Here is a 15719-nt window from a genome sequence, read left to right on the forward strand (position 1 = left end):
TCTCGTTCCGCATGGATCCGGCCCTCACTCCATCGATCCGGTCGGTATCTGCCGGCCGGTGTTCTGGTCGTTGAACATGCCGAGGTTCCGGCCGGCCAGGGTGTTCGACACGAAGGTGTCGATCCTGATCCCCGCGGACCCGTCCGGGTTCGTACCGTACGCGGTGATCTTGAACCCGAGCGGCACGGTCCTGCGGCCACTGTAGGTCGGGGTCACCTGGTACAGGACGTCCTGCCCCGCCGCGACGGCCGCCGCGACCTGGTTCTCGTAGTTCTTCATGTTGTTGTCGCCCTGCTGGGAGCCGGTCTGCCAGTCGTTGGCGCCGCGCGCGCACGTCGCCAGGTTGTTCAGATCGGTGCCCGAGCCGCTCAGCTGCTTGCCGAGGAGGTGGCAGGCGTTGATGTTCTGCTCCACCGGGTGGGCCCCGAGGAAGCCGGCCGTGCGCTGCGCCCACCGGTAGCCGGGAGGCGTCACCTTCGACGTGTCCGTCTTGGTGCCCTTGTTCTCGGCGAGGTAGGACTTGTTCAGGCAGGCGGAGACGCCGGTGGCGCGGTTGCCGTTGGCCTTGTCCACGTCACCGTGCTTGACCCAGCCGCACTTGCTGTCGTTGTCGTCGTCGTCACCGCCGTCGGTGCCTCGCGGCTTCGGCTGCGGCTGGGGCGTCGGCTTGGGTGCCGGGGTGTCCTCCTCGGCCGCCTCGTCGATGGCCTCCTCGATGCGGTCGGCCGCCTCCTCGACGACGGCGACCACGGCCGCCACGATGACGACCGCGGCGACGACCGCCACGGCGACCGCGAGCACCGGGATCGCGGCGAGCGCGAAGGCGAAGTGCCCGTCGATCTCGACGTTGCTGATGGGGTTGCCGCCGGTGAACGCGTAGCGGTTGCCGGTGAGGGCGTCGACGCTCAGCCCCATGTCGGCGAGGGCGCCGTTGTAGAGGTCACGCGTCGTGAAGCGGTTCAGGCCCGGGGAGTAGTCGCGGAAGCCCATGTCGTAGGTGCCGGACTGGGCGTCCCACCGCTTGGCGTTGAAGCGGTAGTGGTTGTACTCCTCCTTCGTCGGGTCCCCGGCGTCCGGCTTGTCGATGCCGGTGAACTCGCTGGAGTCCTCGTTGCCGTAGGCCGTGTAGCCGTAGGTGGCCTTGGTGTCGCCGTTCTTGTCGGTCAGCGTCTCGACGTCGGTGTGGCTGTTGTAGCCGTAGTACGCGTCCTCGGTCGTGCCGTCACCGTTGTGCGTGACCTGGGCGAGCCGCTGTCCCCACGGGCTGTACTCGTAGGACTTGGTCAGCTTGCCGGCGACCTCCTCGTTCAGCACCTCGTGCGAGAGACCGAGGTAGTTGAACGTGGTCGTCTTGCCGTCGGCCGTCTTGGAGACCGTCCGGTCCAGCGGGTCGAAGGCGTAGGTCGTCGACTTCATCGCGCCGCCGGCGTCGCGCTGCTGCGACTCCACGACGTGGTCGAAGCCGTCGTACACGCTCCGCGACACGATCTGGCCGCCGCTGGAGACGGACTCCTGGCGGCCGAAGGGGTCGTAGGTGAAGGAGGACGTGACGCCCGAGGTCGAGGACCTCAGCAGCCGGTTGCGGTCGTAGGTGTACGTCGCGGACGACGCCTTGTCCGACTGGCTGATGACGTTGGCGTTGTCGTCGTGGACGAACGTCTCGGTGTTGGCGCCGTTGCCGGTCTTGACCGACTTGGCGAGCCGCTCGACCGGGTCGTAGGTGTAGTCGGTGGTGGAGTCGAGGTACGCCGCGTGGTTGTCGGCGTTCATCTTCTTCGCCACGTCCTGCGCCTTGTTGCCGTTGGCGTCGTAGGCGTAGGAGTGCGAGGAGACCAGCGTCCCGTTCGGCTTCTTCTCCGTCTGGGACTTCACCGCCCCGTCGAGGTGGTACGTGTTGTCGACGGTGTTGCCGTTGGGCTTGGTCTCGCGCTGGACCACACCGCGGTCGGTGTAGGTGAACGACGAGACGTTCGGCGCCGGGTCCGTGGCGGAGGTGCCCACGGAGACCGTCCTGACCAGCTCACGCAGGTCGTAGGTGTACTTCGAGTACTGCTCGGGATGGGTGACCGTGTCCGGCCGGCCGTTGATGTCGTACGTGTAGGAGGTGGTCTTCTTCTCCTGGCCTGCCAGCTCCTCGGTGACCTGCCGGACCTGGTTCAGCTCCGTGTAGGCCATCTTGTAGGCGTCGACCCGGGTGCCGGACGAGGCGTCGGCGATCGACTCCATGTTGCCGTTGGCGTCGTACGCGTAGGTGAAGGTGTGCTTCTCGGTGTCGGTGTCACCGGAGGTGTCGCGCACCAGCTTCACGCCGTCCGCCACGACCGCGCCCCCGCTGTTCTGGAACAGCTGGAGCCTGGCCGCGTCGCCCTGCGTGAACGTGTACGAGCCGAGGCCGATCCAGGCGCCGCCTCCGGTGGCCTGGCTGACCGTCTTGTCCGTGGTTCCGGCGGAGTGCGTGACGGTGTACTTCGCGTTCGTCGCCGCGCCGGTGACCTGCGGGAACTTGACGTAGGCCGTGTAGGTCCCGTCCTTCGGGATGTTCAGCGTCCAGGTGAACGAGTCCGTCCCGGCGCCCGCGGCGTGGACCTGGTGGTCGTACCCCTGCTCGCCGGTCCGGCTCCCCTTGGTCCAGGTGCCGGTGGAGGTGGTGTTCTGGATGTCGGAGTTGTCGACGAGCGGGACCGCGGTGCCGACCGGCACGCCGTCGTCGGTCTTGGACTTGAGCGTGCCGTTGGGGTGGTACGACCAGCCCATCGTGCGGCTGGAGGAGCCGCCCGCCGAGGTCAGCGTCCGCGAGGTCTGCTGGCCCACCTCGTTGTAGCCGTAGGTGGTGACGATGTCCCACGGGTCGGTGGACGACTTGGCCCAGCCGTTGTCGAAGTAGGTGTAGCGGGTGTCGTTGCGGACCGTCTGGCCCTCCGACGGCGGCAGCGAGGTCCTGGAGACCCGGCCCACCTCGTCGTAGAACGTCTGGGTGTAGACGTTCGGGCTGTTGTAGCGGGCGTCCGCCGGGTCGTACGGCTGGAACTGCTTGACCGGACGGTTCAGCGCGTCGTACTCGGTCCGGGCGGCGAAGTCGTCGGGGTTCGCCGTGGCCGTGCCGCGCGGAGTGGTGACCTTGGTGGCGTTGCCGACCTGGTCGTACTCGTACGTGGTCGTCCGGTACGTGATGTCCGGCGCGGTTCCCGTGTGCGGGACCTTGACCTCGACCTGCTTGCCGCGCTCGTCGAAGTCGACCAGGGTCTCGTTGCCCTCGGCGTCCTTGGAGGCGACGACGAGCGAGTCCTTGTCGTACGTGCGCGAGGTGGTCTTGCCCAGCGCGTCGATGCTCGCGACGGCCCGGTGGTTGAGGTCGTACACCGTCTTGGCGGCGTAGTCGGCCGTGTCCGGGGTCGCGTTCCGGCGCGGGTCGACGACCGTGACCGGGTTGCCGACGTTGTCGTACTCGTAGGAGATCTTGTGGCCCGCCGCGTTCACCACGGTGGCGAGCTGGTAGATCTCGTCGTAGGTGTTGGTCGTGGTGTAGTCGTCCGGGTCCGCGGCGGTCGCGGTGCCCTTCGGCTCGGTCGTCGTCCGGAGGTGCCCGGTCCGGTCGTAGGTGTAGGCGGTGCGGCGCTCGGGCGCCGTCGGCGAGTCCTTCGGCGCGGTCGCCGAGGTGATCTGGTCACTGGCGTCGTACACCGCGGTGGACACCGCGCCGTGCGGAGCCGTGACGAGCGTGACGTTGTCGTTGGGGTCGTAGACCGGCGCCGGGGTGGTGATCAGCTCGCCCGCGGTCTGGTCCTTGGGCACCGTGCTGACCAGCGGACGCCCGTAGGTGTCGTACGTCTGCGTGGTCTTCTTGCCGAGCGCGTCGGTGACCTCGGTGACCAGGCCCCGCACGTCGTAGGCGGCCTGCGTGGTGCGGTTCAGCGCGTCCGTGGTCTTCGCCGGGTAGCCGGTGGGACCGAACTCGGTGAAGGTCGTCGGGTTGCCGTTGGCGTCGACCGTCCGGACGGGCTGGCCGTGGACGTCGTACGCGTGGGTGGTGGTGTAGTCCCCGGCCGTGGGCGAGGCCACGCCCTTGGGGTCGGTGACCCTGGTGACGTTGCCGAAGGTGTCGTAGCCGAACTCCCAGGTGCGGCCCTCGGGGGACGTCTTGCGGTAGAGGTCGGTGGCGAAGCCGTCCAGACGCGTCTGGTACTGGAACTTCTGCGCGTCGGCCGGGTAGACGCCCGGCGCGCAGTCGCTCGGCGCCGGGATGCCGCCCTTGTTGCTCTCCGCGTCCCGCTTCCAGAGCGGGTAGCCGGTCTTCTGGTCGTAGCACGATGCCGTCTTGGCGCCGTTGGCCTCCTCCAGGTACACGACGTTGTTGTCCGCGTCCCAGGCGAGCTTGCTGACCTGCGACTTGGCGTTGGTGGTGCGTACCGGACGGCCGAAGTCGTCCGTCACGTAGGCGGTGACGCGGTTCTCGGCGTCGGTGACCCGGGTGTCGGTGAACGTGGCGTTCGCCGTGTCGGGGGCGTAGGTGAAGCCGGTGGTGCCCTGCCGGCGGTCGGTGATCGACTTGGTCCACCAGTGGTACTTCGGGTCGTCGCCGGTCCGCGGGAAGTTGTACTCCAGCGAGGTGGCGTTGCCGCGCGGGTCGGTGACCTTGACCAGCTTGACGTTCTTGTTGCCCTGGGTGGCGTCGTACTCGAAGCCGAACACCTTCGGCTGGGCCGAGCCCGCGCCGTCGGTGAGCCTGGTGAGCAGGCCCTTGTCGGAGTACTCGAAGGTGAGCGTGCGCTCAGAGATGTCCGTCATCGACCTGACGTGGTCGATGATCTTGGGGTTGGCGCTGTCGGCCTTGCCGTAGTAGGTGACGCTCAGCGTCTTCCGGCCGACCGGGTCGGTGATGTAGCTGAGGAACTTGGTGGGCTTGTTGTTGGACTTGCGTTCCTCGTACGTGTAGGTCTGCGTGTTGCCGTTCCGGTCGACGACCGACGTCAGGTAGCCGTCGCAGCCGAACAGGAACCGCGTGCCGTCCGGGCGGGTGAGCGTCCAGGCGTCGGTGATCGGGTCCTTCTCCGGGGTGCAGTCCAGACCGGGCTTCGGCGTGACCCTGTAGTGGACGCCCGCCGGGGCCTTCCAGGAGCCGTCCGGCTGCTTGCTGAAGACGTGGGTCGTGCCGTCGCCGTCCGGGAGCCTGATCTCGGTCGGGTGCGGCTTGGGGTGGAACTCCAGCGGCGCGCCGAGCCGGATCGGTCCGGCCGCCTGGCCGGTCCAGCCGTGACCGAGCACGGTGTCCGAGGTGTCCAGGGAGTTGTACGAGAACCGGACGAAGGTGTTCAGCCCGCGGCCCGGGTTGGAGAACGCGTTGTACGACCAGACGCTGTTGCCGGCCGCCGCGTTGTTCATGACGGTCGAGCCGGCGCCGGTGTTCTTGCCGGAGAAGAAGTAGAACTTCTCCAGGCCGAGTTCGTTGGAAGTGGGGTCCTCGACCGCCACGTTCTGCTTGAGGCCGGGGATGCCGGCGGTGCCCGACGTCCAGGTGCCCGCCGTCGTGTCGTAGACGTCCCAGGTCAGCGCGTAGTCGGTGCGCTTGTTGCCCGAGTCCGAGTTGATCGGGGTCTTCACCTGCGCCTGGAGGGTGACCGAGTCACCCGGTGCGACGTCCCGGGGCAGGGCGGTCCGGATCTGGTTGCCCCCGTTGGTGACGTCCGTGCCGTCGGGCAGGGTCCACCTGTACGTGAGGACCTGGTCGGCGGCCTTCCAGGTGGCGGCCGTGGTGTTGGTGAGGGTGAAGTCCACCGTGTAGGTGGCGTTCGGGGTCATCCGGGCCGGTGTCTGCGGCGCGTAGTAGGTCGACTCTGTGGTGGAGTCGACGTAGGTGACCACGAACTTCGGGCGGAGCCGCTGCTCGGCGCCTTCGGAGGAGAGGAAGAGCGTCCGCTCCTGCGAGGCGGTCTCGTCGGCCGTCTTGACGACCACGCCCTTCTGGGAGGCGGGGGTCGTCACCCAGGACTGGGCGAGCGAGGTGACGTTCCAGTCGTGGCGGGCCGGGTCGTTGGTCATCGACCCGGTGTCGGACACGGTGGCGCCGAAGTCGCCGCCTTGCGCGGTCCAGTTCGTCGTCGCGTTCGCCTTGACCCAGGTGGCCGTCTCGTCGAAGTCACGTGTGAGCGGACGGAGTTCGTAGACCGCCCCCGGGGCGTCGGTGGTGGTCTGCGTGCCCCAGAGCCGTACGTTCGCGTCCAGCACCCGGGCGGTGGCGGGGATCCCGAGGGGCGGGAACTTCAGGACGGCGCGGGTCTTCCCGTACGTCGCCGAGTTGTTGCCGACCGAGACCCAGGTCTGCGGGCCGCCGTCGTCGATCGCGTCGTGCGGGGCGGTGGACTGCGTCGAGGAGAGCGTGGTGTCGTGGGACGCCTCGAAGATCTTCGTCGTCCGGCCGGCCTTCGGCAGCCGTACGAGCTGCGTCGGCGCGGGGACGAGCTGTCCGTCCTTCGTCTTGACCGCGACCATGTAGTAGTACGCGCGTCCGAACGGGTCGGCGTCGTCCGCCTTCGTCGGCACCGCCGTGGTGTCGGTGAAGGACGTCGCGCCGGCCGCGATCGGCGAGACGAGCGTCGAGGCGGAGGGCGTGAAGGTCTGGAAGACGGAGCGGTGGACCTGGTACTCGGCGAGGTCGTCGCCCGTGTTCAGCGGGTCCTTGTCCTGGTACGCGGACCAGTTCAGCTCCGCGCCCGTGTCGTGGATCGTGGCCGGCGCCGCGAGGTCGACGCCCTGGCGGCCGAAGGTCAGGACCAGGCGCGGGTAGTTGGCGGTCTCGCCCGCGTACGCGAACTCGCTGCCCTCGTACCGCGGGCCGCCCTTGGGACCGCCGGCGCTCTCGTCGCCGGCCTTGACCACGAAGCCGTGGTTGGCGTTCGTGCCGTCGACCCAGGACTGGACGGTCCGGGTCACCGGGAAGGAGTGCCAGGTGTTCAGCTCGCCCGGCTTCTTGGTGACGACGCCGCCCTTGGTGAACCGGACGGCGTCCGCGATGACCGATGTGGCGGTCGACGCGGGACCGTCGCCGAGGACGATCTTGCCGAGGGTGCCGGCCTTGAACGGATGCGACCCGAGGGTCTTCCACACGCCCGCCGTACCGGCCCGCTGGTCGACGGAGTAGGTCGTGCTGCCGCCGTCGTAGGTGACGGTGTACGGGGCGTTGGCGGCCCGGTCCGAGGCGGGCACGTAGTGTGCCTCGACCTGGTAGGTGCCGTCCTCGGGGAGGTTCGGCTGCCAGGTGTACGTGTCACCGGCGGCCGAGTCCTTGTTGTACAGGTAGTCCTGGTTCACCGCGTACTGCGTGAACGCCGTGTTCCCGGAGGCGGGCCAGGCGCCGACGGCCGCGGTGCGGCCGGTGTCGCCGTCGTCGACCACGACGGCCGTGCCCGACAGCTCGCCCGTGATCGCGTTGGCGTTGCTCCAGGTCGCCTGGGCCTCGGTCCAGGCCTGGGTGGCGCGGTGCGCCTCCAGCTGCACCTCGGTGTCGCCCGCGGTGTGTGTCTGGTCGTAGTAGAGCCGCAGATCGGCGGAGTCCAGCTTGGTGCCCGCGGGGATGCTGCCCAGCGGGAACTTGACCAGGGCGCGCGAGGCTCCGGTGCTGGTGTTGCCGACCGACAGACGCCAGTTGTCGTCGTAGTTCGTCGTCGGACCGTCCGAGGAGATCATCACATCCTGGGCGGTCGTCGGCGTCGGGGCGATCGCCAGCGTCGGATCGACCGTGACCGGATACTGCCGCTCCTCGGCGGCCAGCCACGTCGCGTCCGGGGTGACGGTCAGCTTCCAGCCCTTGCCGTCCCGGGAGAGCTTCTGGGTGACCCTGTCGCTGTAGGCGAAGCCGTACGGCGAGGTGGTGTCCTTCTTCGCGTCCGTCATGAACGCGGCCGGGATCACCAGGACCGGTTCGGCGCCCTCGCCGTAGAAACGGACGGAGCCGTCCTTGCCGGCCTTCGGCGTGAGGCCGCCGGAGTCGAGGGTGAAGGTGAACGAGACCGGCCCGGCGGGCCGTTCGTCCAGGACGATGTTCTCCTTCACCCGCCCGGGACCGACCTCGTACGACAGGTCGGCACCGGCCACCGCGTCCTTGTAGGTCACCGTGGAGCCCTCGGCCGTCGGTGCGAGCCGGCCCGCGCCCTCCAGACCGAGCGTCACCGCGTGCCCGTCCCCGGTCTCGAACCTCAGCAGGCGGCGGGCGTCGGAGCCGAACCAGCTGCGGGCCGCGTTCGTCGTGTTGCCGAAGGCGAAACCGCCGGTGTCCGCGGGGCGGACCGTCGGGTCGATGTCCCGCCACGACTTCCCGGCCCGGTAGCCGGTCGGCACGGCCGACACCTCGGCCTGCACACGGCCGTCGGAGAGCTGCCAGTACCGCGCGTTGGCCGTGCGCCTGCCCGTCAGCTCCGCGACACGCTTCGCCTGGGGAGCCGCCTTGCCCTTCGGCAGCGATTCACGGGCCGGGAGGACGGGAGTGCCGCCGGTCGAGGGCTGCGCCGGCCGGCCGTCCTCGCCTTCCTCCCCGTCCGCGAACCATCCCTTGAAGGTGTCGAAGACACCCTCGCCCTCACCGTCCGAGGCCGGTGCGGCATAAGCCACGTTCGGCACTACGGAGACAGTGACCGCCGAGGCCACGAGGCAGGCTATGACCCGCCCGAATCTCACTTTCACGCCAATCCCTTCTTCCGCGCCCTCCCGCGTGTACGCGAAAAGGGCACACGGGTGCGCCGGCGCGGGTAATTCCGTCGCCGGTCGCACTTGGCGGGAGGGTTTCTAATCAAGTGCCGACGACACTGTCAACCGACCTCAGAATTGGGACATTTGACGAGGTGAAAGGGGGTGTACGAGGAGCCGGAAGGGGTCGTTCGCCCGATATCTCCGCGCCCTGGCATTCGTCGATTCGAATGGTGTATAACCCTGCGGAATTCACATCGACCGGGAGTGCGGACCCATGGCAATCACAGAAGAATCGCCGAATCCGGAAGTGCGGGACCGCAGAGGGATCGCCGTCGCCGGCGCGCTGCTTCTCGCGTGCGCGGGGCTCGTCGCGTACGGATTCGCCGGCGGCGACGAGCAGGGGGCACCGCGGCGGGCCGCGACGGAGACGGTCGGTGTGACGTACGAGGTGCTGGGCGAGGGCTCCGCCGACATCACCTACCGGGCGGAGGGCGACCGCGCCGAGACCGTCCTGGGCGCCCGGCTGCCGTGGCGCAAGACCGTGGACGTTCCACGGGGCGCGGCGCCGCTCGTGAACATCACCCTCGGAGAGCGCGGGGGAAGCGCGAGCTGCGCCCTCACGGTCGCCGGCCGCCACGTCCAGCGCGCCACGGCGTCGGGCGCGTACGGCCGCAGCACGTGCGCGGGGGAGGCGCCGGCCGAGAGGTGACGGCAGCGAAGTGACGGCAGCGAGGTGACGGCGGAGGCAGGCCGTGGCGGCCGGCAGGGCACCCGATAAGGGCGGTGGGGGGCCGGTGGGGGCTCCCGGTTCCCGGTTCAGTCCCGCAGCAGGGCGAGCTGGTACTCGACGGCCTCGGTGACCCGCTTCTCGTCGTCCGTGGCGAGGAGGTCGAGCAGGGCGCCACGCAGTACGGCCAGAGCCAGGGTGCGGCGTACGGCACCGTCCGCGCCGTCACGTTCCGACGGCGGCTGGAAGCCGGCCAGGACACCGAGCCAGTCCTCCACCGTGGCGCGGGCGAACCCGGCCCAGGCCCCGTCCGGCTGCACCAGGGAGCGCATGTACGCCTCGGCCCACAGGCGCAGCAGCGGCCGGTGCTCCTCCGCGGCGAGCCACGTCCAGACGCGTGCGACGGCGGGCGCGAGTCCGGTGGGGCGGTCGGGCCGCCCTGCCCGGTCCAGGAGCGCCAGCTCGTCGGCGCGGGCGCGCGCCAGCAGCGCCCGCAGCAGCCCGTCCTTGCTCTCGAAGAGGAAGAGCAGGACCCGTGGGCTGGAGCCGATGGCCTCGGCCAGCGGGCGCAGCGAGAGGTCGGCCAGGCCGTGGGCGAGTGCGTACCGGTACGCCGCTTCCAGCAGCTCGTTCTGCCGGGCGGAGGGAGTTGGCGCGTCCTTGGACATGCGGCTAGCCTAACTGAAACAACTGTTTCAGTGACGTGACAGAACGATCACGGGGGTCAGGAGAACAGCTCATGCCGCAGCAGGATCAGAAGCAGGTCGTCGTGCGCCGCGCCGACCGTCCCGGCGATCTGGGTTGGGTGGTGATGGCCCACGGCGAGGCGTACGACCGGCAGTTCGGCTGGAACACCGACTTCGAGGCCCTGGTCGCCCGGATCGTCGCCGACTACGGCGCCGGGCACGACCCGGAACGTGAGGCGGGCTGGATCGCCGAGGTCGAAGGGCGGCGCGTGGGCTGCGTCTTCCTCGTCGCGGGCGACCGGCCGGAGGTGGCCAGGCTGCGGATCCTGCTCGTCACCCCGGAGGGCAGGGGTCTTCGCCTCGGGACGCGCCTGGTCGAGACGTGCCTCGCCTTCGCACGCGAGGCGGGCTACGAGCAGGTGACGCTGTGGACCAACGACGTGCTGACGGCGGCGCGCAGGATCTACCAGGGCTTCGGTTTCACCCTCGCCGACGAGGAGCGCCACCACAGCTACGGCCACGACCTCGTCGGCCAGAACTGGAACCTCGACCTGCGCCCCGGCACGGTGGACGACGACGGCCGGCCCTAGGACGGTGCCCTATGTCCGCCGTATGCACGTTCGGTTAGGCTGACCTTGCCTCGCGCTCGGATGTGAGTCCGTCCGGGGCCGCAGGCGGGGACCCACGGGACGGAACGGGCAGGAGCGGGGCGCAGGTGAGAGAGAGTGACCGGGCTCGCGCACGTCGTGCGCCCGCCGACGCGGGTTCCGGCCCGGTGCCCGTGACGAGGCGTCGTGGATAAGATCGCGCTCACCGCCGGAGCCCTGTACGCCATCGTCCTGCTCCGTGCCGGAGGGACGTTCGCCGTCGGGTGGCTCGCCGGCGCCGGTGCCCGGCGCAGCAGGTTCGCCGGGCGGATCTCCTCGGCGAAGTTCCAGCGCGCCGAGCGGGCGATCCAGCGGTGGGGCGCGCCGGTGGTGGCCTTCTCCTTCCTGACCGTCGGCTTCCAGACCGCCGTCAACTTCCTCGCGGGCAGCATGCGCATGCCGTTGCCCCGCTACCTCCCGGCCCTGTTCGTGGGCGGGGCGGCCTGGGCGCTGATCTACGCGACCGCGGGGATCGGCGTGCTCGAGGTCATGGGCCGGCTCTTCGCCGAGCACACGGCCCTCGGGGTGTCCGCCGTGGCCGTCCTCCTCCTCGCGGTGTGCGGCGTCGTGGTCCACCGCAGACGACGGGCGGCCGTGCCCTCCGCCGAGAGCGTGGCCGAGGAATCGTGAGGGTGTCGGGCCGGTCTCGCCGGCGCTGACGCGTCGAACGGTGGAGGCGCGCCGGGCCGGTGTCCCGGGGCGCCGGGCGAGGGCGCCGGGCGGTGGATCATGTCACGGGACCGACCCCGTGCGGTGTCCGCATCGCCCTCCGCCCCGGAAGGACCTCCGAGGATGCGCAAGCTGCTGGCCGACGTGGCCCACACGCTCGTTCCGCCGAAGGGCGACCGGCACGGGCCGCTGCCACCGCTCATGCTCACCCTGACGGTGGTGGCCGGGCTCGTGGACGCGGTGAGCTTTCTGGCGCTCGGGCACGTCTTCGTGGCCAACATGACCGGCAACGTGGTGCTCCTGGGCTTCGCCGTGGCGGGTGCCGAGGGCCTCTCCGCGCCCGCCTCGCTCACGGCGCTGGTGTCGTTCCTCGTCGGCGCGGTGGCCGGCGGCCGCTTCGGCACCCGGTTCGCCGCACACCGGGGGCGCCTGCTCGGCGCGGGCGTCGCCGTGCAGGCGCTGCTCGTCGCCGCGGCGCTCGTCACGGCGGTCGTGTCGGGGGACGAGGTGAGCGGGCCGGTCCGGTACACCCTGATCGTGGCCCTCGGACTCGCCATGGGGCTGCAGACCGCGGTCGCCCGTCGCGTCGCCGTGCCGGACCTGACCACGACGGTGCTGACCCAGACCCTGACCGGCCTGGCCGCGGACCCCACCGCCGCCGGCGGAACCGTGCCCCGGCGGGCCCTGTCCGTCCTGGCCATGTTCCTCGGCGCCCTCGCGGGCGCGCTGCTCCTCCAGGCCCGGCTCGCCCTCGCCCTGGGGGTGACGCTCGCGCTGCTGGTGGGGGCGCACGTGGCCGTCCGCCGCCTGTCCGCCACCGACGCCGCCTGGACCAGGCCTTAGGGCGTGTGCGTACGCGCACACGCTCCGTCGGGGCGATGCGTGTCGGCCCCCTTCGGTTCCGTGATCACCGTCACCCTGTTGATTCGTGGCCCGTGTCAACCGGACACCTGGTGCCGGGCGTATGCCGGGTGAAGCGAAAGATCCGGGAGTGAGTGTTGACCGTTGAGGAGTTCGAGGCGTTCTACGAGCAGGCGGTCGCGCGACTCACAGGGCAGCTGTACGTGATGCTGGGCGATCTGCACGAGGCTCAGGACGTCGTGCAGGAGGCGTTCGTCAAGGGCTGGAGCCGACGGCGCCAGCTCGATCGCGACGGGCAGCCGGAGGCATGGATCCGTACCGTCGCCTGGCGCCTCGCCGTGAGCCGTTGGCGTTTCCGCCGGCGCACCTCGGACGCATGGGACCGCGCGGGCGCTCCGCCACCCGTCGAGGGCCCCGGTCCCGAGCACGTGGTGCTCATCGATGCGCTGCGGGACCTGCCTGCCCAGCAGCGGCGCACGGTGACACTGCACTACCTGTGCGACCTGAGCGTCGAACAGATCGCCGGCGAGACGGGACAGTCCGCCAGCACCGTCAAGACGCACCTGGTCCGTGGCCGGGTCGCCCTCGCCGATCGTCTGCACCCCCGGAACGTCGAGGAGGACCCCGGTGCTTGACCCGCAGGAACCCCAGGACCCCCTTCGCGAGATGTTCCGGCAGGCCGCCGCCTCCGGGCAGTCCCGTTCGCGCGCCGTACCGGTCGCGCGCATCGCCGAACGCGCCCGGCACGCGCACCGGCGGCGCCTCGCCGTCGCCGCGGGCGCCGCGTGCCTGCTCTTCGCCGGTGGCGGGGTGACAGCGGCGGCTCTCCTGTCGGACGGGCCGGCGCCCGTCGTCCCGGCGAACAGCCCCAGTCCCAGCCCCAGCCCGCCGGCCGAACCGCCGTCTCCCGTGGAGACGACCCTGCCGCCGCCGACCGGCTCGACATCACCGACCACGTCCACGGGCACGTCCACGTCCACGTCCACGGGCATCCCCGGCGATCCGTCGGCCTCCGCGACCTGGCCGTCGGGACGGACGACCACCTCGCCCCCCTGATCTCCGGCCCGCTGATCTCCGGCCCCTCGGCCTCCGTGCCGCTGAGCCTCGCCGCCGTTCCCCGCGACGCGCCGTCGTCGCGCGGTCCCCCCTGCCTTCTCACACCCACGAGAGTCCGACATGTCTGTGATATCCCCGAGGTCGCGGGAAGAGACGACGCCGCTCGCCCTCCCCCGCACCGCCCGGGAGCCGAACGCCGGTCGCTCCGGAGGCACCGGACGGCGGACCGGCCGCCTGCGGCTGAGCGCCGCGGACCGTGACGTCCTCTGGCTCTACCTGCTGACCCGCGCCGCCGTCTGGACGACCGCGTACTGCGCGCGGTGGATCTTTCCCGCCGAAGCCGACGTCCGCGACCCGGGCCCCGCCCTCGCCTCCTTCGAACGGTGGGACTGGGGGCACTTCCTGAACGTGGCGCGCGACGGCTACTTCCCGGCGGGAAGCGGTCCGTGGAACGCGGACTGGGACAACCGCGAGGCGTTCTTCCCCGGCTTCCCGCTCGCCCTTCGGGCGGTCCACGCCGTCGTCCCGGACTGGACCACGGCGGGGCTGCTCATCTCGTTCGTGGCCGGAGGCGTGGCCGTCCTGGCGCTCGCCCGGATCGCGCGGCTGTACCTGCCGGACGCCCGGGCGGGCCGGCGGACGGTCCAGCTCCTGCTGCTCTCGCCGTGCGCGGTCTTCCTCGCCGCCGGCTACAGCGAGTCGCTCTTCCTCGCCCTCGCCCTGCCCGCGTGGCTCGCCGCCCAGCGCCGCGCGTGGCCCCTCGCCGCGACGCTGGCCGCCCTGGCCACGACCGTACGCATCAGCGGGCTCTTCCTCGCCGCGGCGCTCGCGCTGCACTTCGTCCTGGCCGCGCGGACCCGCGCCGACTGGGGACGACTGCCCTGGCTGGCGCTGCCCGCCCTGCCCGCCGTCCTCTACGCCTGGTACCTGCACGCCCGCACCGGCGACTGGATGGCCTGGAAACACGCCCAGGAACGCGGCTGGTACCGCCGGTTCCACGCGCCCTGGGAAGCGTGGAGCACGACGTGGGAGTCCGCGTTCGACCACGTCCAGACCACCGGCTACGCCTTCATGTTTCAGGCCGAACTCCTCACGATGCTCGTCGGACTGGCCCTCGCGGCCCTGCTGATCCGGCAGCGCCGCTGGCCCGAGGCCGTGTACATCGCCCTCAGCCTCTGGGCCCTCGGAACGTCGTACTGGTACACGTCCATCCCCCGGGCGACCCTCCTGTGGTGGCCGCTGTGGGTCACGCTCGCCGCATGGACCCTGCGTCACCCCCGGTTCAGGACCGCGTACCTCTGTCTCGTCGCACCCCTGTCGACGGTCTTCGCCCTCACGTATCTGACCGGGCGTTGGGCCGGCTGACCAGGCAACCTCCCACCACGGGATCACGTCCTTGGGAACGTGATCGACTTCGACGACCCCGGCACCCGGCCCGACACCCACCCCGACGACGAAGGGGCCGTGCGCCCGGGCCCGTTGTGGCGCCACGCACTGTGGGTGGCCGGCATCACGGCCGCCGCGCTGGCGCTGGGCTGGGTCACCTCCCTGTTCCGCCTGGGGCTCATGGAGTACGGACTTCCGGCCGCCGCCCCCGGTGACCTCGTGGCCTACCTGGCCACCTGGGGCGCCGTGGGCCTCGCGGTGGCGACGATCCTGCGGGCCGCCGCCGCCAAGGTCCCGGTCTACGCCCCCGGCCGCATCGCGGCCGGCCTCACCTACCTGGGCACCCGGCTCACCCTCGGCTGGCGCCCGGAGGCTCCTCTTCTCGTCGGGATGGCCGCGATCGCACTGGTCGCCGCGGCCGCGTGGTCCGCCTTCGCGCTCAGCGCGCTGCGCCGGCCCTCGCAGGAGCCCGCCCCCGCCGAGCGGTAGTCACCACGTTCCGCCCGCGTTGCGGATCAACCGCTGGAGGACCTTCATGGCGGTGACGTAGTCCGCGTCGTCGATCCCCTCGTGGAGCGCGGCGCGGATGGCGGGGGCGTTGCGTGCCAGACCGGTCCGGGCCCGCTCCCCCTCGTCCGTGAGCCACAGCCGGTCCCCGTCGTCCCGCCGCAGCCAGCGGCGCTCGACGAGCACCACGGACTCCGCCGCCAGATCGTCCTCGGGCCGGATGTACCGGCTCATGGCCCGGCGCAGTTCGGGCAGGGTCATGCCCCGTCCGTCGGGCGAGAGGTCGTTCGCCGACAGGTTGCGCAGCAGCCAGAACTGCGGCTGGGTGTAACCCTTCTCGCGCTGCCGGGCCCGGGTGAACGCGATCAGCGCGTCGTAGGCGAGACAGGTCCAGTAGGCGGCGGGCTGGCCGGCGAGTTCGGCATCGGTCATCTGCTGGGTCGTCATGCGAAGTTCCCTCCACGTCACTTACGGTGCGAGGGCCCGGCGGGCCCGTGCGGT

Annotated in this window: 11 protein-coding genes; 8 read left to right on the forward strand and 3 right to left on the reverse strand. The window is 70.8% G+C overall.

The window, feature by feature from the left end; genetic code table 11:
- Positions 1-24: 24 nt before the first annotated feature.
- Positions 25-7680, reverse strand: coding sequence for a DNRLRE domain-containing protein (locus tag ACFVGW_RS01070; protein WP_385850543.1), 7656 nt, complete (start codon positions 7678-7680; stop codon positions 25-27).
- A gap of 1273 nt (positions 7681-8953) precedes the next feature.
- Between ACFVGW_RS01070 and ACFVGW_RS01075 the strand changes: the two genes are divergently transcribed.
- Positions 8954-9388, forward strand: coding sequence for an MmpS family transport accessory protein (locus ACFVGW_RS01075; RefSeq protein WP_385850216.1), 435 nt, complete (start codon positions 8954-8956; stop codon positions 9386-9388).
- Between the two features lie 107 nt (positions 9389-9495).
- Here ACFVGW_RS01075 and ACFVGW_RS01080 read toward each other — a convergent pair whose 3' ends face one another.
- Positions 9496-10074 (reverse strand): TetR family transcriptional regulator, encoded by a 579-nt coding sequence (locus ACFVGW_RS01080; RefSeq protein WP_385850217.1) that lies wholly within the window; start codon positions 10072-10074, stop codon positions 9496-9498.
- Positions 10075-10145: 71 nt separating this feature from the next.
- On the opposite strand from ACFVGW_RS01080, the gene ACFVGW_RS01085 reads away from it, so the two are divergent.
- The 7 genes from ACFVGW_RS01085 (at position 10146) to ACFVGW_RS01115 (ending at position 15200) form a co-directional block, all read left to right on the forward strand.
- Positions 10146-10682 (forward strand): GNAT family N-acetyltransferase, encoded by a 537-nt coding sequence (locus ACFVGW_RS01085; protein WP_385850218.1) that lies wholly within the window; start codon positions 10146-10148, stop codon positions 10680-10682.
- Positions 10683-10886: 204 nt separating this feature from the next.
- Positions 10887-11369, forward strand: coding sequence for a DedA family protein (locus ACFVGW_RS01090; RefSeq protein ID WP_385850219.1), 483 nt, complete (start codon positions 10887-10889; stop codon positions 11367-11369).
- A 162-nt stretch (positions 11370-11531) separates the two neighbouring features.
- Positions 11532-12251, forward strand: a complete 720-nt coding sequence (locus ACFVGW_RS01095) for a YoaK family protein (RefSeq protein ID WP_385850220.1) — start codon at positions 11532-11534, stop codon at positions 12249-12251.
- Between the two features lie 155 nt (positions 12252-12406).
- Positions 12407-12904, forward strand: coding sequence for a SigE family RNA polymerase sigma factor (locus ACFVGW_RS01100; RefSeq protein ID WP_385850221.1), 498 nt, complete (start codon positions 12407-12409; stop codon positions 12902-12904).
- Complete coding sequence (locus ACFVGW_RS01105; protein WP_385850222.1) at positions 12897-13325, forward strand: hypothetical protein; 429 nt, start codon at positions 12897-12899, stop codon at positions 13323-13325. Before ACFVGW_RS01100 ends, ACFVGW_RS01105 begins: the two co-directional genes overlap by 8 nt.
- A 120-nt stretch (positions 13326-13445) precedes the next feature.
- Positions 13446-14690 carry a mannosyltransferase family protein gene (locus tag ACFVGW_RS01110; protein ID WP_385850223.1) on the forward strand — a complete coding sequence of 415 codons (1245 nt, stop codon included), beginning with the start codon at positions 13446-13448 and terminating at the stop codon, positions 14688-14690.
- A 39-nt stretch (positions 14691-14729) separates the two neighbouring features.
- Positions 14730-15200 (forward strand): hypothetical protein, encoded by a 471-nt coding sequence (locus tag ACFVGW_RS01115; RefSeq protein WP_385850224.1) that lies wholly within the window; start codon positions 14730-14732, stop codon positions 15198-15200.
- Here ACFVGW_RS01115 and ACFVGW_RS01120 read toward each other — a convergent pair whose 3' ends face one another.
- Entirely contained in the window at positions 15201-15665 is a 465-nt protein-coding gene (locus ACFVGW_RS01120; RefSeq protein WP_385850225.1) for a MarR family transcriptional regulator, read from the reverse strand.
- Positions 15666-15719: the final 54 nt, after the last annotated feature.

The sequence above is a fragment of the Streptomyces sp. NPDC127129 genome, assembly GCF_042671585.1.
In the GTDB taxonomy this organism is placed as follows: domain Bacteria; phylum Actinomycetota; class Actinomycetes; order Streptomycetales; family Streptomycetaceae; genus Streptomyces.